The following is a 21,375-nucleotide window of genomic DNA, read 5'->3' on the forward strand; positions in this document are numbered from 1 at the left end:
CTCAGCGCTTTGTTTCCCCAAGGGCATGGTCTGCAATCGCGCCGATGATCGTCGGCCACATCGGAATGGGCAGCGCGTGGCCCATGCCCTCGATCAGCAGCAGCTTTGCCCCGGGGATCGAGGCGGCGGTATCCTTGCCGGCTTCCACCCGCACCAGCGGATCGATGGTGCCGTGAATGACCAGCGTCGGTGCTTTGACCGATTGCAGCCGTTCCTTGCGGCTGCCTGAAGCGAGGATGGCGCGCAACTGTCGTCCTACGCCTGCTGGATTGAGGCCGCGTGCATAGGTGCGCTCGGCGCGCTCGAGGTCCTTTGCCTCGTCGAGCGGGAAACTCGCGCCTCGCAGCACTTTCCAGGTGGCGGGGAAGCGCGCCATATATTCTTCCTTCGTCTTGGGCGGTGGCGCGAGCAGGATCGCCATCGCCTCCCGCGTGGGATTCGGCAGCTTGGGATTGCCTGTCGTCGCCATGATCGACGTCAGCGAGAGCACCCGTTCGGAATGCAGCATCGCCAGTTCCTGCGCGATCGCGCCTCCCATCGATGCGCCGACGATATGCGCAGCCTTGATGCCCAGCGTATCAAGCAGCCCGACAACGTCGTTAGCCATGTCCCACAATTTGTACGGCGCGTCTGGCGCGATCTTGAATATGCGGAGTTTCAGAAGTTCCAGCGGACGCAGCGGCTTGCCGCCGGACATCTTGGACGAATGGCCGATGTCGCGATTGTCGAAGCGGATGACACGGAAGCCGCGTGCCGCGAGGTCGCGGCAGAACTCATCGTCCCAATGGATCATCTGGGCGCCGAGACCCATGATGAGGACCAGCGGTTCCGCATCGGGTGCGCCGAAGATTTCGTAGCAAAGCTCGATTCCGTTGGCTTTTGCCATTTGCGGCGGCTGGTGTGCGGGTGCGTTCACGTCGGCGTTCCTCGAAATGAATAAAGTCCAGGTTCTATCGCATGATTTTACGCGCGACAGAAGGTAGAGGGCTGTGTCGTGGCTGATTTTACACGACGGTTTGGTTGACCCCAGTCTCGCAACGGTATGGAATGGCGGGAAAAGACGAGGCTCGAAGAAGCCTCGCTCACGCTTCGGGAGGGGCGCCAATGTCTGACAAAGCCAATGACCCGGTGCAGGTCTGGCACACCATGCTTGCGGAGATGGAGAAGGGTTTCAACGCCATGGCCACGCAGGTCATGGGGACGGAGCAATTCAGCCGCGTGACCCATCAGCTCACCGGTGCCTCTGTCGGCGCGCAGAAAACCATCGGCGATCTGATGGAGCGATATCTCGTCAGCATGAATCTGCCAAGCCGCGCGCAGATGGTGGACATGGGCGAGCGTCTGAACGCGATCGAAGGACAATTGAACGAAATCAAGGCGCTTCTCAATCGCGTTCATGGCGATGCCGCGAGGGATAGCGGGCTGTCCGCGCCGAAGCCCCCGCGGACCAAGCAGCCGCCGGCCGCCACCGGAGGTGGAGGTACGCCATGAACGCGCCGACCAGCGCCGGCGTGCTGACTGATGTTGCGCAGGTTGGAGAGCGCATCCAGTCCGAAGTGCAGCGCGCCATCCAGCGCAGCATCAAGGGCGTGGAGTATTTCGCGTCGTCAGGCCCCGCGCTTGGATCGACGGCGAAGGATATCATTCACTCCAAAGGCACGATGAATCTCTATCACTACCGGCCGCTGGCGGATGAGATCTATCGCATCCCCATTCTGATTGTGATGGCCACTACAAACCGCGGCTATATTCTCGACATGGTGCCGGGCCAGAGCTTCATCGAGTTTCTGCTCAGGAAGGGGTTCGACGTCTACATGCTCGACTGGACCGCGCCGCGGCCGGAAGAAAAGTCGCTGCGCATGGAAGACTATGTACTTGGATTCATTCCCGACTGTATCCGGCGGGTGCAGGAAGATTCCGGCGAAACCGACGTCAATGTGATCGGCTATTGTTTCGGCGGTGTGTTGTCGCTGCTCTACGCATCGATCCATCACAGCGGTCCGGTCAAGAATCTGGTTTGCTTCACAACCCCGATCGATTTTCGCGAAATGAAGCTGTTTCAGAATTTTTCCGATCGGCGTTATTTCGATGTTGACCGGTTGGTGGACAGCGTCGGTAACGTGCCGCCCGAGATGATCCTGTCCTCATTCGAGATGTTGCGGCCGGCATCCCGCGCTGTCGGACAAATCCAGCTGTGGGAAAACATCTGGAACGATGAGTATGTGAAATCCTTCCGGATGTTCGACCGTTGGGCGCAGGACACATTGCCGCTGGCCGGCGAATATTTCCGGACCATCACCAAGGATTTGATGTGGGACAACAAGCTTTACAACGGTAACATGAGCGTCGGCGGGCATCCTGTGGATCTTTCGAAGATCACGATCCCGCTGCTGCATGCGGTTGCGGAGCATGACCACATCGTTCCGTATGAGGCTGCAAAGCATCTCATTGCCAAGATAGGTTCGGCCGACAAGACCGAGGTGATCCTTAAGGGCGGTCATGTCAGCCTTGTCGCGGGCGCCAACGCTATCAAGCGTCTGTGGCCCAAACTCGATTCCTGGTTAAGTGAGCGATCGACATGAACACAACCGACATCCGCACCTATCCCCGCCGCGCCGCCACCGAAGGCGGAGAGATCGAATTCCGTCACATGATGGCGGCCGACGAAGCGGCCGTGCTCGCGTTTGCACAGAAACTACCGGTCCACGACCTGCTTTTCATTCCGCGCAACATCAGCGAGCCGAAGGTACTCTCGGCCTGGATCAAGGAGATCGAGCGCGGCGGCATGACCAGTCTGCTGGCGTGGAAAGGCAGTACGGTCGTCGGCTGCGGCACCATCGTCCGCGATCTGCTGTCGTGGTCGCCTCATGTCGGTGAAATCCGCATGGTGGTGTCGAAGGACGTCCGTGGACTCGGCGTTGGCCGCGCGCTGTCGCAGGAAACCTTCGCCCTGGCGCTAGGGGCGGGCCTTGAAAAGATCGTAGTCCAGATGACGGTCGATCAGACCGGAGCCATAGCCCTGTTCGAGAGCCTCGGCTTCAGGGCCGAGGCCCTGCTGCACGATCAGGTGAGGGACGTGGCCGGGAAGACCCACGACATTGTCGTCCTCGGGCACAACGTATCCAAGGTCCGGGCTCAGCTCGAGGCCTATGGCGTTCCCGATGCCGTCAGCTAAGCATTTGAAATAACCGCAAGTTATATAATATTGGTGCATTGCAACATTTATGTTGCAATGCAATGTTGATCATGGCATAAGACTTTTGCCCCGGGCCATACGGACGGGGTGAGCCATTTGCTCAAACCCTGAGGATGGAGACGACCATGACCAATTCTTTCAATACCGAATCCGTGCTGAACACCGTGAAGACCGCGTTCGCGCCGGTCACCGACGCGCTGAAGAACTTCCCCAATGTTGAAGTTCCTGAAGCTGCCCGCGAGTTCGTGAAGAAGGCCGCTGTCACCGCGAAAGACCGCGCAGCCGAGATCCATACCGGTTCGGAGAAGGTGACCTCGGTCATCGAAAACGCCGTCGCCGGCTCGGTCAGCGAGACCGCGAAAATCAGCCGCAATATCCAGCAGGCCGTTTACGACGACGCGCAGGCGCTGTTCTCGGGCATCGACAAGCTCGCTTCGGCGAAGTCGCTGAGCGAAGCCGTCACAATCCAGGGCGATCTGCTCCGCGCGCAAGGCGAAGTCGTTGCCGCCCGCGCCAAGGCGACCACCGAATATCTCGGCAAGCTGTTCGCCAACGGTGCGAAGACCGCGCAGGATAACCTCTCCAAGGTTGTGTCCTACGCCAAGTCGGCCTGATCGGTCCGCGCTAAATCCTTACACTTCCGACGACCGAAGGCCCGCCTCGCGCGGGCCTTTGTTTGCCGCGAACCTGCTCCTTTGACTGGAGAAGGTCCGCAATGCAATGTCGGTTGAATGGGATCGGACATGGCTGACACCGAAAAATTCGTGCTGATTGCGGATGCGGGCGACATCGCGCGCGCCGCTGAACTGCGCCGGATCAAGGCGCTGGCGACGCTCGTGCTCGGCGCCTGCGTCGGCGTGCTCATCGTCGCGAAGATGATGGAGCGCATGCATCCGGCTTTCGGATTCGTCGCAGCCTTCGCGGAAGCAGCCACCATCGGCGGACTGGCGGACTGGTACGCGGTGGTCGCGCTGTTCCGGCGGCCGCTGGGTCTGCCGATCCCGCACACCGCCATCATTCAGCAGAACCAGCACCGGATCGCCGACAAGCTTGGCGAGTTCATAGAAGTCCATTTTTTAAGCCCTTTGCCGGTGGATGCGAAATTACGCGAAGTGGATTTCGCACGCTTCATTTCCGATTGGCTGACCGACGCCAAGAAGAGTGCGGATCTCGCGCGCTTCGTGCTGCGCCTGCTGCCGGAAGCGCTCAATGCGGCCGAGACGTCCGGCCTGAAGTCATACGTCACGCGCCGCATCGTCACGCAATTGCAAGGCGTCGATCTTGCGCCGCTGGCGGCGGGAACGCTGCGCGGTTTCATCGCCGAAGGCCGCCACAAGGGCATGCTCGACGATCTGCTTCAGTCATTGCATGAGACCCTCAACAAGCCGGAGACGCTGGCGCTGCTGCGCGAGAAAATCCGCGACGAATTGCCGACGCTGCTGAAACTTTATCGCGCCGACAAGTTCCTCCTGAACAAGATCGCAGCCTCCGCGACATCGTTCTTCGAGGAAGTGCGCGCTGATCCGGACCATCCATTCCGTGGCGAGGTCGATCGCATCCTGCTGACGCTGCCGGACAAGCTGGCGAATGACAAGGCCTATGCCGACCGTCTCGATGGACTGAAGCGCGATCTGCTGGCGCGTCCCGAGCTTGCCACCCTTGCGAATGACATCTGGGCCAACGTCAAGACATTCATCGACCGGAATGCGAATGGCGAGAGTCAGGTGCTGCAACATCATCTCACCAATGTGTTCGTCGAAGCGGGCACGCAGCTTGCCGCCGATTCCGAGATGCGCGCGGAAATCAACAAGGGCATCGTCGTCGTGTTGCGCAGCTTCATCGCTGATCAGAAGAGCGGCGTGTCGCGATTCATTTCCGATCAGGTCAAATCGTGGAACATGAATCAGCTCATCAATCTCATCGAGATCAACATCGGCAAGGACCTGCAATACATCCGCTTCAATGGTGCGCTGATCGGAGGACTGGCCGGACTGGCGCTTCACAGCGCCGAAATGCTCGTCAAGGCCCTTTGAAAACGCTGGATAATCTGGATGGCAGCATGGCGGCCAAATGGTGACGAAGCGGAGCCCAAATGGCAAAAATGCGAATCCGTGTCTAGAATGAACAATTGACGACATGGTGCGTTGCAAGATCATCCCCGTGTGACGAATTGCCTTCCTGTGCGCCGGGTGAACGACCCACCGGCGCAAATCATGTGAAAAGGAATTTCGAATGTCCGCGACTGCCCAGACGCTGCGCCCACCGTCCAGATTGCTGATGCTGATGGAGGCGCGCGCCATCAACGAATTCGGCGCCTTCCTCGGCGCGCTTCCGTTGCTCAGTCTCGCACCGCGCGGTGACGGTCATCCGGTGCTGGTGCTGCCGGGACTCATCACCAGCGATACGGCGACGCGTCCGTTGCGGTCGTTCCTCAAAAGCCGCGGCTATGCCGTGAGCGGCTGGGGGCAGGGCCGGAATTACGGATTGCGTCCAGGCGTGCAGGACGGATTGATCGATCGCCTTGTGGAGATGCACGAGACCCACGGCCGCAAGGTCAGCCTCGTTGGGTGGAGTCTCGGCGGACTCTACGCGCGTCAGCTTGCGAAGATGATGCCGGAGCGCGTGCGCTCGGTGATCACACTGGGCAGCCCGTTCGCCGGAAGTCCGAAGGCGACCAATGCATGGCGCACCTATGAAGCCGTCAGCGGCCAATCCGCGGAAGATCACAATCCGCAGTTCGGCGGCGCGATGTCGGAAACGCCGCCGGTGCCGACCACGGCGATCTTCAGCCGCACCGACGGCATCTGCGCGTGGCAGAGCTGCGTCGAAAAGCCCGGCACGCATGCGGAGAACATCGAGGTACAGGGCGCAAGCCATTGCGGCATGGGCCATCATCCGGCGATCGTCTACGCCGTCGCCGAACGGCTCGCGCAGGCGGAAGGCGAATGGAAGCCGTTCGACCGCAACGGCTGGCGCGCCTTCGTCTATCCAGATCCGGCGCGATAAAAGCAGTGCGCACTTGCCTGAAGTGTTGCGTGATCTCCCAACCAAAATGAGTTGTCATTGCCGGACCTGACCCGGCAATCTATCGCTTCAAAAGATTTTTCTGGATGGATGGCCGGGTCAAGCCCGGCGATGACGATTCAGGGTGTGACGGGCTATCTCGTCTCGGGGATCATTCCGCGAAACCTTCAAGTCGTCTTCTGCGCCTTCAACTCATCTTCTGCAATCGCTGAAGTCTCGGCGCGTTCGGCACCATGCGGGCGGGTGATGCCTTCGGTGCGTGGGTCACAAGCCTTTCGACCTCGATGCGCCGCTGCTGCTCGACAAACTTGATCGCGAAGCCATCCGCGAAAATGCGCGCCACCCGCCCGACGCAGGCGCCCACGGACAGAGGCGTGCCCAATTCGGGCTCGACCGTGCTGGAGACGGCGACGCCCGAGACCGAGATGTCGATGATGAAGCAGGGATAGGTGCTGCCGTCGGCGAACAGCAGCGTCGAGTGCGGGACTTCCGGAATGAATCGCGCGTGATCCCTGCGATCCTGAATCGACGGATCGTTTTCCCTCTGCTCCAGCCATGTCAGCTTCTGCGAGAGCACTTTACGCGTTTGGGCCGTTGTATCCAGCTCCATCAGAAAGCCGCCGGGCGAGATGTCGGAGACATGGCAGTCGAACTTGCCGAAGTCGCTGAAGAACGACGTGAACTGGTCGCCGATGCGTCCCGGCACCGGCGCATCGACCAGCACGCGGAACGGCGAGACCCGGCGCGTGCGGCAGGCGAAGGCGCGCGGCTGTCCTGCCGCGTCATACCAGTTCGGCAGCGTATAGCTGCCGGACACGGAGATCTTGACCGCGCGTTGCTTCAAGAACTTTTCGATGTTCATCGGACGGATGCCATGATGACGTGGAGAGTCCCGGATTGCGGAAACACCCCGTTAATACTGGCGAAGGGTTCTTGATGGAACCGCCGGGTTCCACACATCGCGCGCGGGGTTAACGCCGGTTTACGGAATTCCGCGCAAGTGTATGACGCACGAGCGATCACCGGCCGCGTTGCCTAAACGGAATGCTGTTGATCGCAATTTTTGCAGGTCGAGATGGCGCGTCCCAGCCAGTAGCAGTGGCCGCCGGAACGGCGATCCGGTTTACCCGTTCTTCCCGCGCAGTTTGCCAACCACACCGGTGGGGAAGAAATACACACTGGCGATGAACAGCAGACCGAGCCACAGCAGCCAGCGGTCCGGATGCAGCAGATTCGGCAGCAGCGGAATGCCGGCGCTCGCGGTGGCCGTGGATGCCGCGCCCATCAGCGCCTGCAGATAGTTTTCCGCGAGGATGAACATCGTCGCGCCGATCACCGCGCCGTACATCGTGCCCATGCCGCCGATCACCACCATCAGGAGAATATCGACCATGATGGTGAAGGAGAGCGACGTTTCCGGACCTGCGTAGCGCAGCCACAGCGAATTCAGCATGCCGGCGGCGGCGGCGACCAGCGCCGCCAGCACGTTGGCCCACGTGAGGTGAAACACGGTGCGATAGCCGAGCGCCTCGGCGCGGAAGCGGTTTTCGCGCACCGCCTGCAGCACGCGGCCGAACGGCGAGTTCACGATGCGCAGCAGGGTCAGGATCATCGCCGCCGAGGCGAAGAACACGATGTAATAGGTCAGGGTGCGGCCGTTGAGCTCGAAGCCGAACACGTCCTTCGAGATCAGCACCGTGCCGGGGCGCAGCAGTTCGGGCAGGCGGAAGCTGCGGCCGTCGTCGCCGCCGGTGAGCCATGACAGTTGCGACGCGAGCACGAGGAAAGCGGACGCCACGGCCAGCGTGATCATCGCGAAGAATATCGCCTGCACGCGCAGCGAGAACAATCCGATGCACAGCGCGAGCAGCGCGGCCAGCGGCAGGCCGATCACGATGCCGGTGGCGACGGCGGCCCATGTCGGGCCCATGCTGTAGAGCGCAATGGCGATGGCGTAAGAGCCGATGCCGTAGAACATGGTGTGCGCGAACGAGACGGTGCCGCTGTAGCCGAGCAGCAGGTCGTAGGACGCAACCAGTGCCGCGAAGATGCAGATCTTGGTGGCGACGTTCATCGCCTTCGCGCCGGGAAACAGGAACGGCGCCAGCACCAGCAGCGTCACGATGACGACAAGCAGGAGGGCGAGGACGCGGCTGCGCGGCGGATCGCCGGAAAGGATCATCATCTGTTCGTCACCGGATAAAGCCCGCGCGGCCGCCACATCAGGATCGCGACCATCAGCAGAATGTTGGACACCAGCGCCAGCTTCGGCACCAGGAAGCCGCCGTAGTTGGCGATCATGGCGACGAGGATCGCGCCGATGAAGCAGCCGCCGATCGAGCCGAGGCCGCCGATGATGATGACGATGAACACCAGCACCATCAGGTCGCCGCCCATCGAGGCGTGAACTTCCTCGCGATACAATCCCCACATGATGCCGCCGAGGCCCGCGAGCGCGGACCCCGCCATGAACACGCCGAGGAACAGCCGCTTGATCTTGTAGCCGAGCGCCTCGACCATCTCGCGGTTCTCGACACCGGCGCGGATCAGGAGGCCAATTTTCGTGCGGTTCAGCACTAGCAGCACGAGGCCGAACACGACAAGGCCGACGATCATCGCCAGCACGCGGTATTTGGCGATCGCGATGTCGCCGAGGATGAAGGAGCCGCGCAGCGAGCCGGGCAGTGGCAGCGGAATGCGCGCCGGTCCCCACAGCGCATAGAGCAACTGCTCGGCGACGATCAGGCCGCCCATGGTGATCAGGATCTGCTTGAGATGGTTGCCGTAGACGGGGAGGATCAGCACACGCTCGAACACCAGGCCAAGCGCGCCGGACACCGCCATCGACAACAGCGCGGCAGGCGCAAGTGCTGCGAGATTGAGCCACAGCGAGTCCGCCTGCACGTATCCGGCCATCGGCGCTAGAACGAGCGTTGCCACATAGGCGCCGACCGCGATGAATGCGCCGTGGCCGAAGTTCAGCACGTCCATCAGCCCGAACACCAGCGTTAGGCCCGACGCCATGATGAAGATCATCATGCCCATGGCGAGGCTCGCCACCGTCAGCGTCACCCATGTGGACGGCGAGCCGATCAGCGGAATCATCACCAGCGCCAGCACGACCGGCAACAGCATCGGGATGACGTCGCGCTTTGTCTGCGGCAACGGTTCGGAGGCAGCGAGATCGGTCATTGATGCGCCTCCAGGCTGAGTCCGAGCAGTTTTTCCTGCAAGGCTGTGTTCCCGGCAAGTTCGGCCATCGCGCCGCGATGCACGATGCGGCCGTTGTCCATCACCAGCACGCCGTCGCCGATTTCCTGCGCGACGCGGAAGTTCTGTTCGACAAGCAGGATGGTCGCGCCGCGCTTCTTCACCTCGGCGAGACATTCGATCAGGCCGACCACGATGGCGGGCGCGAGGCCCTTGGTCGGCTCGTCGATCAGCAATAGCTTGCGGGGCTCGACGATGGCGCGGGCGATGGACAGCATTTGTTTTTGCCCGCCGGACAGCGATCCGGCGCGCGAGAGCCAGAAGCGCTTCAGCGCCGGGAAGAATCCGAAGATCCATTGCAGCCGCGCGTCGTCCATCTCGCCTTCGCGCGCGGCGAGGATCAGGTTTTCCTTCACCGTGAGATCGGAGAACACCGACATGGATTCCGGCACGTAGCCGACGCCCATGCTGGCGATGTCGGGCGTCAGTTTCTTCTCGGTGCGCTGACCTGCCAGCGTGATGGTGCCGGAGGAGGGTGGCGACAGGCCCATGATGGTGCGCAGCGTGGTGGTCTTGCCCGCGCCGTTGCGGCCGAGCAGCATGGTGATCTGGCCTTCGGGCACGGCGAAGTCGACGCCGTGCAGGATGTGATACTGCGCGATGTGGGTGTGCACGCCGCTGAGGGTCAGCATGTCGGTCATGCGGCGATCCCCGGCTCTGAGATGTTGTCGCTTCGCAACAAGCCCGATTTACTCCCTCCCCCCTTGCGGGGGAGGGTTGGGGAGGGGGGTGTGCAACGAGAGAGATGTTTTCGTTGTACCCCCCTCTCTGTCTCTCCCCCGCAAGGGGGGAGAGAACAATAGTGTTGAGAGACCGTACAAGTGGCGAGGAAATCGCGCGGCATGTGCTGCAAGTATATCGTCATCATCATGCCGCGGTCTTTCCGGGCGCGATGCCGAGATAGGCTTCCTGCACGATCGGTGAGGCGATCACCTCGGCGGGTTTGCCGTCGGCCACAAGCTGGCCGTTGTGCAGCACGATGATGCGGTCGGCGAGCGAGCGCACCACGTCCATCTTGTGCTCGACCAGAAGAATGATCTTGCTCGCGTCCTGCTTCAGCCGGGCGATCAGGTCGAGCACTACCGGCACTTCATCGACGCTCATGCCCGCGGTCGGCTCATCGAACATGAAGACCTTCGGTTCCAGCGCCATCATCAATGCGACTTCGAGCTTGCGCTGGTCGCCGTGCGAGAGTGCTGCGGCGGCCACCGCGCGGCGGTTGCCGAGGGCGATGGAATCGAGAATGGCGTCGGCGCGTTCGATCAGGTCGCGGCGCTTCATCCACGGCCGGAACATGTCGTAGTGCACGCCGCTCGCCGCCTGCACCGCGAGGCGGACGTTTTCCTCGACAGAGAGATTGGGAAACAGGTTGGTCAACTGGAACGCGCGGCCGAGGCCCTTGCGCGTGCGTAAGGGCGCGGTGAGGCCGGTGATGTCGTCACCATCGAGCAGCACGGTGCCCGCGGTCGGGCGCAACTGGCCGGAGATCAGGTTGAAGTACGTGGTCTTGCCGGCGCCGTTCGGCCCGACGATGGCGGTCAGTTCGCCGGGACGGAATGTGCAACTCACCTTGTTGACGGCGACGTGGCCGCCGAAACGGATGGTCAGGTCGCGGGTCTCGAGGGTGAGGGGCATGGCGATTTCATTGCCGGCGGGTTGGTAAGTGAGTGAAGAGCGACTTTCGGCGGGACGACGCTGAGATTGTGCAGGCCGTGTCCCGGACGCGATGCAGCGTTCTTCACGATGCATCGCAGAGCCGGGACCGCAAAAGTACGAAACCGTAACGGTCCCGGATCTGCGAAGCGGCATGACGGATGCCGCATCGCGTCCGGGACACATTATCACTTAGAACGGAGGCTACCGCTTGTTCTTGATCGGGATGGTCATGTCCTCGATCTTCAACTCGCGCACCAGTTCGTTGTCGGCCCAGGCGAGGTTCGGATCGACCTTGACCTTGAAGTGATACATGCTTTGCAGCGCCTGATGGTCCTCCTTGCGGAACATCATCTTGCCCTTCGGCGTGTCGAACTCCATGCCTTCCATCGCCGCGATCAGCTTCTCGGTGTCGGTGGACTTCGCCTTCTGCACGGCGGTGACCGCCGCCATGGCCGCCGCGAAACCGCCCGCGGTGAAGAAGTCCGGTGGCGCGTTGAAGCGCTTCTGGTGCTCGGCGACGAACCACTCGTTGATCGGGTTTTTCGGGATCGCGTAATAGTAATAGGTCGCGCCTTCGAGACCGGGCAGCCGCTTGTAGGCGGCAAGCGCGGGCAGGATGTTGCCGCCGCTCGACAGTTCGATGTTGTAGCGCTTCGGGTCCATGTCCTGGATCTTGGTCAGCGGATCGCCGCCGCCGGCCCAGATCACCCAGATGAACTTGCGGCCCGGCTTGTCCTTCAGCGCATCGAACAGGCGCTGCGCGGCAGCCGTAAAGTCGGTGGTCGCGGGCGGCACATATTCTTCGGCGGCGAGCGTCGCGCCGGTCTTTGCCAGCGCGTCCTTGAAGGCGGAGACGCCGTCGCGGCCGAAGGCGTTGTCCTGTCCCAGCGTTGCGATGGTGACGCCCGGCTTGCCGATGGCGACCGCGTTGGAAATCGCGTCCTGCGACGAGTTGCGGCCGGTGCGGAAGATGTAGCGATTCCACTTTTCGCCGGTGATGGCGTCGGCGACCGCCGGCTCGACGATCAGCACCTTCTTGTTTTCTTCCGCGATCGGCAGCATGGCGAGCGCCGCGCCCGAGGCGGTGGTGCCGATGGCGAGATCGACCTTGTCGTCCTGATAGGCTTCGGCCAGTGCCGCTTTCGCCAGGTCCGGCTTGCCCTGATCGTCCTTGGTGATGAGAACGATCTTGCGGCCGTCGACCGTCATGGTGTTCTTGGTGGCGTATTCGAGACCCATGCGCAGGCCGGTTTCGGTCTGCTTGGCATAGGCTTCGAGCGGGCCGGTCTTGCCGTGGATCAGGGCGATCTTCAGGTCGTCTGCTGATGCCGGCATTGCCAGCAGCGCGGCGGCTGCGGCTGTGAAAAGTGCAAGTTTACGCATTTTTGTCCTCCCTTTAGTTCTCGCGGACCATACATAGCCGCGCCGGAATTACCAATTTTTTCGCACAAAATGGGTTAGATTGCTTCGCTTCGCTCGCAATGACCAGTCGGACTTTTATTACCCGCGTCGTCCCGGCGAAGGCCGGGACCCATCACCCCTGGATACTCTTGTGACGATGTACTGCTGGCGTATCGCATCAATTGCGACGACAGGGAGTCTGGGTCCCGGCCTTCGCCGGGACGACCTAAATATCGATGTTACGCCGGGAGACTATGTACAGGCGATGACAGAGCGCACGCGACGGTGGTTGTTCGTCAATAATGCGGCGGGGGCGGCTCAGACGCCGGGCCGGCGCCGGATTTCATCTCGGCGTCATCCAGCCGCTCGCGCAGGGTCACGACCTCCCGGCCGAGTGCATCGATCTTGCGCCATTGCTCGGTGATGGTCTTGTTCAGGGTCTCGATGGTCTCGTCCTGATAGGCGATGCGGATTTCCAGCGCCTCGATCCGGGATGCGAGCGAGGGGGATGGCTGGTCAGTCATTGACGTCCTCGGTTTGGGCGGCGTCGGCCTGCTCGCTGATGTCGATCTCGGTGGCGTCGGTGTGATCGGTGACCGGACGTTGCACAAGACCATGGCCGAGCGCGATGCGCTGGTCGAACACGAAACATTCGCCGCGCCACAGGCTTTGCGCCTCCGGAATCTCTTCGAGATATTTCAGGATGCCGCCCTTGAGGTGATAGACCTCCTCGAACCCCTGCGACAGCAGATAGGAACTGGCCTTCTCGCAGCGGATGCCGCCGGTGCAGAACATCGCGACTTTCCTGTGCCTGGCCGGGTCCAGTGTGCGCGCGGCGAAGTCGGGGAATTCTCCGAACCGCGTGATCTTCGGGTCCACCGCGCCCTCGAACGTGCCCATCTCGACCTCAAAGCCGTTGCGGGTGTCGATCAGCAGCACGTCGTCCTGCGCGATCAGCGCATTCCAGTTGGCGGCATCGACATAAATACCGACCTTGGCGTTGGGATCGACCTCCGGATCGCCGAGCCGCACGATCTCCTTTTTCAGCCGCACCTTCATCCGGTTGAACGGCATGTCGTTGGCGGTGGAGAATTTCAGCTCCAGCTTGTCGAGGCGGCTGTCGAACAGCGCACCATGCTGCAACTGGTTCATCAGGGCATCGATGGCGACATCGCGTCCGGCCACGGTTCCGTTGATGCCTTCGGCGGCAAGCAGGATGATACCCTTGATGTCCAGCGCCACGCACATATTGCGCAGCGGCTCCCTCAGGGCTTCGAAATCCGGGAGCGGGACGAACTGATAGAAAGCGGCGACCTTGTACGACATGGCGGGGGTTATATCAGGACGGAGCGGTGCGCAGAAACCGCTAATCCGGAGGGATCTGACCCACCGTGAGGCCGCTCCCGGACCGTGAGTTTTCCGCGGAATTCCCGTTATGTCTGCCGCATTTTGCGGCATCCCGTGGTGTTCGGGACAAGGCGGACCATATGGATGCGGGGCTGCCGGTGTGGGTCCCGGCGCGCCTGATCCCCGCCTTATTTTGGCAGGTACACCTCGCTATCCAAGGAAATCTGCTAGATAAATCCGAGCCTATCGAGAGAATCGGACCCGCCTTTGTCTCACGGAATTTCAAACGATCCGGCCCCCGACGCCGCGGCCAAAAAATCCTTCAGCATCGCATTCGGGCTTGAGCGGATCGGGCTGATCGCGCTGCGCGCGCCGAAGGTCGCAGCGGTGGTGCTGCTGGCGCTGGTCGTGGTCGCGGTGTTCGGCCTCCAGCGCATCAAGATCGACGATTCGCTGAGCCAATTGTTCCGGTCCGATACCCCGGAATACAAGCAATACGAAGAAGTCACCAAGCGCTTCCCGTCCAGCGAATACGACGTGCTGGTGGTGGTGGAGGGCAAGTCGCTGCTGGAGCGCTCCTCGCTCGAGAAACTGCGCGATCTCGTCACCGACCTGCAACTGGTGGACGGCACCCGCGGCATCATCTCGCTGTTCTCCGCGCGCCAGCCGCCCGAGGGCGGACGGCTGCCGGCGGCGCTGTTTCCCGAAACGCTCCCCGAGGGCGCGGAGTACGACGCCTTTATCAAGCGTGTAAGAGACAACGAGGTCATCAAGGGCAAGCTGCTGTCGGAAGACGGCACGCTGGCGCTGATCGTGCTGGCGCTGGATCCCGCCATCGTCGGCAACAAGGGCCTCAACGCCACCATCGGCGAGGTCCGCAAGATCATGAACGAGGATCTTGAGGGCACCAATCTCAGCAGCCAGTTGTCCGGCGTGCCGGTGATGCAGCTCGAAATCCGCAACGCGGTGGAGCGCGACGGCCTGACCTACAACATCGCGGGCATTCTCGCCGGCTGCATCATCGCCATCATCTTCTTCCGGCGCATCTCCTTTATGATCGTCGCAGCGTTTCCGCCGCTGCTGGCGATCCTGCTGTCGATCGGCACGCTGGGCTGGCTCGGCTTCAGCCTCAACATGTTCCTGAACGTGATGACGCCGCTGATCATGGTCATCAGTTTCGCGGACTCCATGCAGCTCACCTTTGCTGCGCGAGACCGGCTGATCGCGGGCGAGGACAAGTACACCGCCTTCCGCAACGCTGTGCTGGTGGTGGGACCGGCCTGCGTGCTGACCCACGGCACCGCGGCGCTGTCGTTCCTCGCCCTGCAGTTTTCCGATTCCGACCTGATCCGCACCTTCGGTGAAGCCGGCCTGATGGCGACCATCATCGCACTGATCGCGGTGCTGTCGCTGGTTCCGGTGTTCGGCGTGCTGCTGGTGCGCAAGGAAAACCTGCTGGTCGCCAAGGTAAAGGGCGCCGACCGCGGCGTCGAGGCGCTGCGCGCGTTCTGCGCGTGGATCGCGGTGCGGATGGTCGGCCGTCCCGGGCTGTTCAGCCTGATCGCGCTGGTCGTGGTGCTCGGGCTCGGCATCATCTACGCGAGCCTCGAACCGCGCTATCGTCTCGCCGATCAGGTGCCGGACAAGCAGCAGGCGGTGGAGGCGTCGAGCCGTCTCGATGCCAAGCTGACCGGCGCCAATCCGATCGACGTGCTGATCGAATTGCCCAAGGGCAAGTCGCTGTACGACCCCGAAACGCTGGACACCATCGCCGCCGTCCACACTATTATCGAGAAGCAGGCGGGCGTCGGCAACGTCTGGTCGATCGAGACGCTGCGGCGCTGGCTGGCCGAGAAGGCGGGCCGCTCCGACGTCGCAATTCTCAAGGAGTATGTCGATCTCTTGCCGAAGTATCTGTCGCGGCGCTTCATCTCGGAGAATGAAGACGCGGTGGTGGTGTCGGGCCGCGTGCCCGATCTGGATTCAAGCCAGATCCTGCCGACGGTCGAAAAGCTGGATGCCGCGATGGGTACCGTGCGCAGCGCGCATCCCGGTTATCTGATCGCCGTGACCGGCCTGTCCGCCATTGCCGCGCGCAACAGCGCCAGCATGATCGGCAAGCTCAACCACGGCCTCACCATCGAATTTCTGCTGGTGGCGGCGTTCATTGGCCTCGCGTTCCGCTCGGTGGTGGTGATGTTCGCCAGCATCCTGCCCGGCATCTTCCCGGTGGTGCTGTCGGGCACCGTGCTGTGGTTTCTCGGGGAGGGGCTGCAATTCGCCAGCGTGGTCGCGCTCACCGTGTCGTTCGGTCTGGGACTGAGCGCGACGATTCACTTCCTCAACCGGCTGCGGCTGGAGGAGAAGCCCGGCGTGGACGAGGCGCAGGCTGTGGAGCGAGCGACCGTGCTGGTCGGACCGGCGCTGATCCTGACCACCGTGGTCCTGGCCTGCGGCCTCGTGGTGACGGTGTTCTCGGACCTGCCGTCGCTGCGCCTGTTCGGATGGCTCAGCGCGTTCTCGATGATCGCGGCGCTGATCGCGGACCTCTTCATTCTGCGCCCGACGGCGATGTGGCTCATCAGCACGTCCCACAAGATCAAGGCGGCGTGGGCAAAGCCGAAGCCCGCGGAATAATCGGGCCTCGTGATTGCGAGGAGCACTTGCAAAACGGCCCGCCGATGACGCATCGGCGGGCCGTTTTATTGGCCGGAGCGGAAAGGTGTGGGGCTAGTTGCCCTTCGCGAGGCTGATGGTCACGCCGCGAATTTCACCCTTGGAACTGATGTTGACCGATTGCCGGCTGCCGCGCGCCGACATGACGAAGGTCGCTGCATAGCCGTTGGCGGTCACCAGAGCGTTGACCTGTCCGCCGGAAATGCTGCCCTCGATGCTGCCGTTGACGTTGCGGCTGACTTCGCTCCAGGAGCCGGTCAGATTATTCCCCTTGGCGGCGACGTTGCTGGTCAGTTCGAACTTGTAGCTGTCGCTCGCGCAGCGAAGAACCTGATTTAGGGTGCTGCCGTCGCTGTTCACGGAATAGGTTCCGCGGCAGCGGATGCGCTCGGTGCCGCTTTCGGCGATGGTGATGGAGCCGCTGCCCGACCAGTTGCCTGCAAAATCGGCAAACGGCCCGGATCCGCCGTGGGCGAGGGCGGGTGTCAGCAAAACGGCTGCGGCGGCAGCGAGATTGCGGAAATTCTTCAAGCGAAAAGTCGCGGGGAAAGACATCTGTAAACACCATCCGTTGCGGTCGATATGTATTCGTCGCTCATACCACGCTTTGGTTCACCGGAAAATGTAGCGCAGCGCACCAAAATGGGAAAATTCCCCGATTGGGCTTCGTGTCAGCCCGGTGACAGCGCTGCAATCCGCCAATACCGGTATTTTTCGCGCTGTCCCGCGTTGCAATGCAATGATCGGATGTTTGGGACGAATTTCTCCAGACCGGTAGACAATTCGGATTTTCACACATCTAATCCCCTCCAAGGCCGGCGAAAAAAGCACGGCCATTTGGGAGGACGACATGAAGCTAACCAGACGCGATTTTTCCGTCGGCGTTGCCGCGACCCTCGCTGCCCCCGCCTTCGTCAGAAACGCCGGAGCGCAGGGCGCAACCATCAAGATCGGTCAGGTGCTCCCGGTCACCGGTTCGGCGGCGGAGCAGGGCAAGTTCGCTCTCAACGGCGCGAAGCTGGCGCTCGAAGCCGTCAACAAGGCGGGCGGCGTGCTCGGCAAGCAGCTTGAACTCGTGACTGAAGACGACCAGACCACCAACCCCGGCGTGGTGCTCGCGTTCTCCAAACTCGCCGCGCAGTCCGACATCGTCGCCTTCCTCGGCTCGATCCGCTCGACGCAGGTTCACGCCATGGCGCCCGACGTGCTCAAGCTCGGCAAGCCGATGGCGATCGGCGGCACCGATCCCAACCTGACCCACATGGGCAACAAGTGGCTGTTCCGCTTCCGCCCCAATGACAGCTATTCCGGCAGCGTGATCGCCGATTACGGCACCAACACCCTCGGCAAGAAGAAGTGGGCGGTGCTGCATTCCACCGACGCCTTCGGCACGGCGGGCGGCAAGGCGCTGACGGAGGGCCTTTCGAAGCTCGGCATCACGCCGGTGATCGATCAGGGCTATGCCAACCAGAGCCAGGACTTCACCCCGGTGGTGCTGGCGATCAAGCAGTCCGGCGCGGACGTGCTGGGCTCGTACTTCACCTTCGAGAACGATCTCGGCATCTTCGCGCGGCAGTTGCGCCAGCTCGGCGTCAACATTCCGTGGGTGGGCTCGCCCTCGATCGTCGGCGTGTCGTCGACCCGGCTCGCCGGCGCGTCGCTCTACGGCACCTACGGCGTCGCCGACTACGCCGAAGATTCCAGCCCCACCGCCAAGGCGTATGGCAAGGCCTATCGCGATGCCTACAAGCTCGCGCCGGACAACCAGAGCGCGTGGACCTACGACGCCGTCACCGTGTTGGCGAAGGCGATGAACACGGCGAAGTCCACCGATCCGGAGAAGGTTCGCACCGCGATCCTGGCGATCAAGGGTTTCGAAGGCGCGGAAGGCCAGTACAACTTCGACGCCAATGGCGACGGCCTTCACGGCTACAACATCGTGAAGAACGACAAGGGCAATATCGTCTTCGAGAAGCATATCGAAGCGAAGACCTGATCGCGGCGGCGGCTTTCGCGGGCATGCGAAGCCGCGTTCGCAGGCGAAGCGAAGCAATCCGGCAACAACAGCAATAATTCCCGGATTGCTTCGTGACCTGCGCCGCGTGACATGCCGTCCGCGTTTGCGGCGTATTCCATTCTCGCACCGAGTGTTTCATGGACCAGATTCTTCAGTTGCTCTTCACGGGCATCGGCATCGGCTCGGTTTACGCGCTGGTGGCGCTGGGCTTCGTGCTGATCTTCCGCGCCACCAACGTCGTGAACTTCGCGCAGGGCGAGTTCTCGATGGTGGCGGCCTTCCTGATGGTGGTGTTCGCGGTCGATCTGCAATGGCCGTACTGGCTCTCCTTCATTATTTCGCTGGCGGGCATGGCGCTGTTCGGGGTGATCTTCAATCTCGGCGTCTACTATCCGCTGCGTCACCGCACCTTCCTGCCGGTCATCATCGCGACCATCGGCGCGTCGATCTTCCTGGCCAATTCGGTGCTGGCGATCTACGGCCCCGCGCCGCAGGTGCTGGAAGGCTGGTTCGAGACGCCCGGCATTCAGCTCGGGCCGGTCTATCTCGACAGCCAGTATCTGCTGATCATCGCCGTCACCATCGTGCTGGTGGTGCTCAACTACTGGTTCTTCGAGCACACGATGCTCGGCAAGAAGCTGCAGGCGACGTCGCAGGACAAGGAGATGGCGTCGCTGCTCGGCATTTCGGTGTCCAGCATGATCATGATTACGTTCATCTACTCCGCGGTGCTCGGCGGTCTGGCAGGCATCCTCGTCGCGCCGATTCTCTTCGTGTCGATCCAGATGGGCGCGACCATCGCGCTGAAGGCCTTCGCCGCCACCATCATCGGCGGTTTCGGTGACGTAACCGGCGCGATCATCGGCGGCATCGCGCTCGGCATCATCGAAACGTTCGGCGCGGCCTATGTCTCGGTGCCGTACAAGGATGCGTTCGCGTTCCTCGTGCTGATCGCGTTTCTGGTCTTCCGTCCGCAGGGCATCTTCGGCGAACGCGTGGCGGAAAAAGCATGACCGCGAAAACAGAGAACATGACGGCTTCGACCACCGTGCGTTCGACGCCGGCGGTGTTGCGGCATCTGCCGTATTTTGTTGGCGCGGCGGTCGCCGTGTTCGCCGCCGCAACCATGACCTTCGACGGCTACGTTCTCAATATCCTGATGCAGGCGACCACATTCGCCATCGCCGTGTTCGGGCTCACCGTCGTGCTCGGCCTGTGCGGGCAGATCAATCTGGCGCAGGCGGCGTTCTTCGGTCTTGGCGCCTATGTCGTCGGTCTCGGCACCGCCGACTACCAGGTCAATTTCTGGATCTGTCTCATCGGCGGATCGCTGCTGGCGCTGGCGGCAGGCGCTGTGCTCGGCATGACGACGCTGAAGCTTGGCGGGCATTACCTCGCCATGGTGACGATTTCGTTCCAGCAGATTGTCACGCTGGTGATGATCAACGCGATCTGGCTGACGCGCGGTCCGGACGGGATATCCCGGATCGGCCGCCCGGCGCTGTTGCAGTCGCAGCAAGCGTTTCTGGCCTTCTGCGTCGCGGCGCTGGCGGTGATCGGCTATCTGGTCTGGCATCTGCCGGACACCCGGATCGGCCGCGCGATGCGCGCGGTGCGCGACAACGAGCTGGCCGCGGGCGTGGCGGGCATCGACATTTTCCGCACCAAGGTCGCGGCATTCGCGCTGTCCGCGCTGCTCGGCGGCATCGGCGGCGGACTGTACGCCGGCGGCTTCTCCTATGTCAGCCCGGACCAGTTCTCCTTCGCCGAGTCGATCGTGTTCCTGACCATGGCGTTGCTCGGTGGCGTCGGCTCGCCGATCGGCGCGGTGATCGGCACGGGGTTGCTGATCCTGATTCCGGAATGGCTGCGCTTCCTGAAGAACATTCCGGGGCTCTATCTCGCGATCTACGGCCTGTTCGTGATCCTGATCGTGCGCTTCATGCCGGACGGCATCTGGGGCTTCATTCAGGAAATCATCACCCGATGGCGGGCGAGGACGCCGCCGCATGTGGCGAGCCCGGCGTTGCAACTGAGCCCTGCGAAGACCGGCGGCGACATCGTGCTCGAAGTCACCGGCCTGTCGAAACACTTCGGCGGTCTCAAGGCCGTCGACAACGTGGACATTTCAGTGCGCCGTGGCGGCGTGCATGCGCTGATCGGGCCGAACGGCTCGGGCAAGACCACCACGCTCAATATGCTGTCCGGTCTCTACAAGGTGACGTCGGGTAGGATCGTGCTCGACGGCACCGACGTCACCGACATGCCGGCGCATCAGCGCACGGCGGCGGGGCTCGGCCGCACGTTTCAGAACATCCGGCTGTTCCGCTCCATGACGGCGCTCGAAAACGTCGTGATCGGCGCGGAGCGGCCGGGCAATACGCTGATCGGCGACGGCGGTGCGGATGCGCTGACGCAGCGCGCGCTCTCCGCGCTGACCTTCGTCGGTCTCGGTCCGCGCGCCAATGAGCTGGTGTCGAGCTTCTCCTACGGCCATCAGCGCCTGATCGAGATCGCCCGCGCGCTCGCCGGCAATCCGGTTCTGCTGCTGCTGGATGAACCGGCGGCGGGCCTGAACTCCTCCGAGAAGGTCGAGCTGCACGACCTGCTCAAGCGGATCGCGGCGCAGGGGCTGACCATTCTCATCATCGATCATGACATGACGCTGGTGCGCGAGGCCGCGCAGCACATCACCGTGCTGAATTTTGGCAAGCGCATCGCCGACGGTGAATCGCTGGCGGTGCTGCAGCATCCCGACGTCATTTCCGCCTATCTCGGAACGGAGTGA

The 21,375-nt window shown here is 62.3% G+C and carries 20 protein-coding genes; 10 read left to right on the forward strand and 10 right to left on the reverse strand.

Annotation, left to right across the window (positions count from 1 at the left end):
* Position 1 precedes the first annotated feature (1 nt).
* Positions 2-916, reverse strand: a complete 915-nt coding sequence (locus LVY71_RS08905) for an alpha/beta fold hydrolase (RefSeq protein WP_235099432.1) — start codon at positions 914-916, stop codon at positions 2-4.
* A 188-nt stretch (positions 917-1,104) separates the two neighbouring features.
* On the opposite strand from LVY71_RS08905, the gene LVY71_RS08910 reads away from it, so the two are divergent.
* The 6 genes from LVY71_RS08910 to LVY71_RS08935 all read left to right on the forward strand — a co-directional run bounded on the left by LVY71_RS08910 (position 1,105) and on the right by LVY71_RS08935 (position 6,202).
* The gene (locus LVY71_RS08910; RefSeq protein ID WP_235099433.1) at positions 1,105-1,491 is read left to right on the forward strand and encodes a hypothetical protein; all 387 of its coding nucleotides are present in this window, start codon (positions 1,105-1,107) and stop codon (positions 1,489-1,491) included.
* A complete protein-coding gene (locus LVY71_RS08915; protein WP_235099434.1) occupies positions 1,488-2,582 on the forward strand; it encodes a PHA/PHB synthase family protein in 1,095 nt (364 codons plus the stop codon). The genes LVY71_RS08910 and LVY71_RS08915 overlap by 4 nt, the downstream gene beginning before the upstream one ends.
* Positions 2,579-3,175 (forward strand): GNAT family N-acetyltransferase, encoded by a 597-nt coding sequence (locus LVY71_RS08920; protein ID WP_235099435.1) that lies wholly within the window; start codon positions 2,579-2,581, stop codon positions 3,173-3,175. Before LVY71_RS08915 ends, LVY71_RS08920 begins: the two co-directional genes overlap by 4 nt.
* Before the next feature lie 146 nt (positions 3,176-3,321).
* On the forward strand, positions 3,322-3,810 hold the full coding sequence (locus tag LVY71_RS08925) for a phasin (RefSeq protein WP_235099436.1): 489 nt from the start codon (positions 3,322-3,324) through the stop codon (positions 3,808-3,810).
* A 129-nt stretch (positions 3,811-3,939) separates the two neighbouring features.
* Entirely contained in the window at positions 3,940-5,229 is a 1,290-nt protein-coding gene (locus LVY71_RS08930; RefSeq protein ID WP_235099437.1) for a DUF445 domain-containing protein, read from the forward strand.
* 199 nt (positions 5,230-5,428) lie between these two features.
* The gene (locus LVY71_RS08935; RefSeq protein WP_235099438.1) at positions 5,429-6,202 is read left to right on the forward strand and encodes an esterase/lipase family protein; all 774 of its coding nucleotides are present in this window, start codon (positions 5,429-5,431) and stop codon (positions 6,200-6,202) included.
* Positions 6,203-6,407: 205 nt separating this feature from the next.
* Here LVY71_RS08935 and LVY71_RS08940 read toward each other — a convergent pair whose 3' ends face one another.
* The 8 genes from LVY71_RS08940 to trhO all read right to left on the reverse strand — a co-directional run bounded on the left by LVY71_RS08940 (position 6,408) and on the right by trhO (position 13,873).
* Positions 6,408-7,082 (reverse strand): PilZ domain-containing protein, encoded by a 675-nt coding sequence (locus tag LVY71_RS08940; protein WP_235099439.1) that lies wholly within the window; start codon positions 7,080-7,082, stop codon positions 6,408-6,410.
* Between the two features lie 261 nt (positions 7,083-7,343).
* The gene (locus tag LVY71_RS08945; protein ID WP_235099440.1) at positions 7,344-8,405 is read right to left on the reverse strand and encodes a branched-chain amino acid ABC transporter permease; all 1,062 of its coding nucleotides are present in this window, start codon (positions 8,403-8,405) and stop codon (positions 7,344-7,346) included.
* Entirely contained in the window at positions 8,402-9,412 is a 1,011-nt protein-coding gene (locus LVY71_RS08950; protein WP_235099441.1) for a branched-chain amino acid ABC transporter permease, read from the reverse strand. The genes LVY71_RS08945 and LVY71_RS08950 overlap by 4 nt, the downstream gene beginning before the upstream one ends.
* Complete coding sequence (locus LVY71_RS08955) at positions 9,409-10,131, reverse strand: ABC transporter ATP-binding protein (RefSeq protein ID WP_235099442.1); 723 nt, start codon at positions 10,129-10,131, stop codon at positions 9,409-9,411. Before LVY71_RS08955 ends, LVY71_RS08950 begins: the two co-directional genes overlap by 4 nt.
* Positions 10,132-10,357: 226 nt before the next feature.
* Positions 10,358-11,125 (reverse strand): ABC transporter ATP-binding protein, encoded by a 768-nt coding sequence (locus tag LVY71_RS08960; protein ID WP_235099443.1) that lies wholly within the window; start codon positions 11,123-11,125, stop codon positions 10,358-10,360.
* A 222-nt stretch (positions 11,126-11,347) separates the two neighbouring features.
* Positions 11,348-12,529: a substrate-binding domain-containing protein gene (locus LVY71_RS08965; protein WP_235099444.1), complete on the reverse strand. Its 1,182-nt coding sequence runs from the start codon at positions 12,527-12,529 to the stop codon at positions 11,348-11,350.
* Between the two features lie 314 nt (positions 12,530-12,843).
* On the reverse strand, positions 12,844-13,071 hold the full coding sequence (locus tag LVY71_RS08970; protein ID WP_235099445.1) for a SlyX family protein: 228 nt from the start codon (positions 13,069-13,071) through the stop codon (positions 12,844-12,846).
* Positions 13,064-13,873: an oxygen-dependent tRNA uridine(34) hydroxylase TrhO gene (gene trhO / locus LVY71_RS08975; protein WP_235099446.1), complete on the reverse strand. Its 810-nt coding sequence runs from the start codon at positions 13,871-13,873 to the stop codon at positions 13,064-13,066. Before trhO ends, LVY71_RS08970 begins: the two co-directional genes overlap by 8 nt.
* A gap of 288 nt (positions 13,874-14,161) precedes the next feature.
* Between trhO and LVY71_RS08980 the strand changes: the two genes are divergently transcribed.
* Positions 14,162-16,531, forward strand: a complete 2,370-nt coding sequence (locus LVY71_RS08980; protein ID WP_235099447.1) for an efflux RND transporter permease subunit — start codon at positions 14,162-14,164, stop codon at positions 16,529-16,531.
* A 93-nt stretch (positions 16,532-16,624) separates the two neighbouring features.
* On the opposite strand, the gene LVY71_RS08985 is transcribed toward LVY71_RS08980, so the two are convergent.
* Positions 16,625-17,125, reverse strand: coding sequence for a hypothetical protein (locus tag LVY71_RS08985; RefSeq protein ID WP_235099448.1), 501 nt, complete (start codon positions 17,123-17,125; stop codon positions 16,625-16,627).
* 295 nt (positions 17,126-17,420) lie between these two features.
* Here LVY71_RS08985 and LVY71_RS08990 point away from each other — a divergent pair, with 295 nt between their 5' ends.
* The 3 genes from LVY71_RS08990 to LVY71_RS09000 all read left to right on the forward strand — a co-directional run bounded on the left by LVY71_RS08990 (position 17,421) and on the right by LVY71_RS09000 (position 21,375).
* Positions 17,421-18,566, forward strand: a complete 1,146-nt coding sequence (locus LVY71_RS08990) for an ABC transporter substrate-binding protein (protein WP_235099449.1) — start codon at positions 17,421-17,423, stop codon at positions 18,564-18,566.
* Between the two features lie 158 nt (positions 18,567-18,724).
* Entirely contained in the window at positions 18,725-19,600 is an 876-nt protein-coding gene (locus LVY71_RS08995) for a branched-chain amino acid ABC transporter permease (protein WP_235099450.1), read from the forward strand.
* A complete protein-coding gene (locus LVY71_RS09000) occupies positions 19,597-21,375 on the forward strand; it encodes a branched-chain amino acid ABC transporter ATP-binding protein/permease (RefSeq protein ID WP_235099451.1) in 1,779 nt (592 codons plus the stop codon). Before LVY71_RS08995 ends, LVY71_RS09000 begins: the two co-directional genes overlap by 4 nt.

The organism is Bradyrhizobium sp. G127, assembly GCF_021502575.1.
GTDB lineage: Bacteria > Pseudomonadota > Alphaproteobacteria > Rhizobiales > Xanthobacteraceae > Afipia.

What these genes read in the sequence shown, in the direction of transcription:
- LVY71_RS08970 (WP_235099445.1), bottom strand. Translation starts at nt 13,071, where the DNA reads ATGACTGACCAGCCATCCCCCTCGCTCGCATCCCGGATCGAGGCGCTG.
- LVY71_RS08920 (WP_235099435.1), top strand. Translation starts at nt 2,579, where the DNA reads ATGAACACAACCGACATCCGCACCTATCCCCGCCGCGCCGCCACCGAA.
- trhO (WP_235099446.1), bottom strand. Translation starts at nt 13,873, where the DNA reads ATGTCGTACAAGGTCGCCGCTTTCTATCAGTTCGTCCCGCTCCCGGAT.
- LVY71_RS08950 (WP_235099441.1), bottom strand. Translation starts at nt 9,412, where the DNA reads ATGACCGATCTCGCTGCCTCCGAACCGTTGCCGCAGACAAAGCGCGAC.
- LVY71_RS08915 (WP_235099434.1), top strand. Translation starts at nt 1,488, where the DNA reads ATGAACGCGCCGACCAGCGCCGGCGTGCTGACTGATGTTGCGCAGGTT.
- LVY71_RS08990 (WP_235099449.1), top strand. Translation starts at nt 17,421, where the DNA reads ATGAAGCTAACCAGACGCGATTTTTCCGTCGGCGTTGCCGCGACCCTC.
- LVY71_RS08945 (WP_235099440.1), bottom strand. Translation starts at nt 8,405, where the DNA reads ATGATGATCCTTTCCGGCGATCCGCCGCGCAGCCGCGTCCTCGCCCTC.
- LVY71_RS08965 (WP_235099444.1), bottom strand. Translation starts at nt 12,529, where the DNA reads ATGCGTAAACTTGCACTTTTCACAGCCGCAGCCGCCGCGCTGCTGGCA.
- LVY71_RS08925 (WP_235099436.1), top strand. Translation starts at nt 3,322, where the DNA reads ATGACCAATTCTTTCAATACCGAATCCGTGCTGAACACCGTGAAGACC.
- LVY71_RS08930 (WP_235099437.1), top strand. Translation starts at nt 3,940, where the DNA reads ATGGCTGACACCGAAAAATTCGTGCTGATTGCGGATGCGGGCGACATC.
- LVY71_RS08910 (WP_235099433.1), top strand. Translation starts at nt 1,105, where the DNA reads ATGTCTGACAAAGCCAATGACCCGGTGCAGGTCTGGCACACCATGCTT.
- LVY71_RS09000 (WP_235099451.1), top strand. Translation starts at nt 19,597, where the DNA reads ATGACCGCGAAAACAGAGAACATGACGGCTTCGACCACCGTGCGTTCG.
- LVY71_RS08935 (WP_235099438.1), top strand. Translation starts at nt 5,429, where the DNA reads ATGTCCGCGACTGCCCAGACGCTGCGCCCACCGTCCAGATTGCTGATG.
- LVY71_RS08960 (WP_235099443.1), bottom strand. Translation starts at nt 11,125, where the DNA reads ATGCCCCTCACCCTCGAGACCCGCGACCTGACCATCCGTTTCGGCGGC.
- LVY71_RS08985 (WP_235099448.1), bottom strand. Translation starts at nt 17,125, where the DNA reads ATGTCTTTCCCCGCGACTTTTCGCTTGAAGAATTTCCGCAATCTCGCT.
- LVY71_RS08955 (WP_235099442.1), bottom strand. Translation starts at nt 10,131, where the DNA reads ATGACCGACATGCTGACCCTCAGCGGCGTGCACACCCACATCGCGCAG.
- LVY71_RS08995 (WP_235099450.1), top strand. Translation starts at nt 18,725, where the DNA reads ATGGACCAGATTCTTCAGTTGCTCTTCACGGGCATCGGCATCGGCTCG.
- LVY71_RS08940 (WP_235099439.1), bottom strand. Translation starts at nt 7,082, where the DNA reads ATGAACATCGAAAAGTTCTTGAAGCAACGCGCGGTCAAGATCTCCGTG.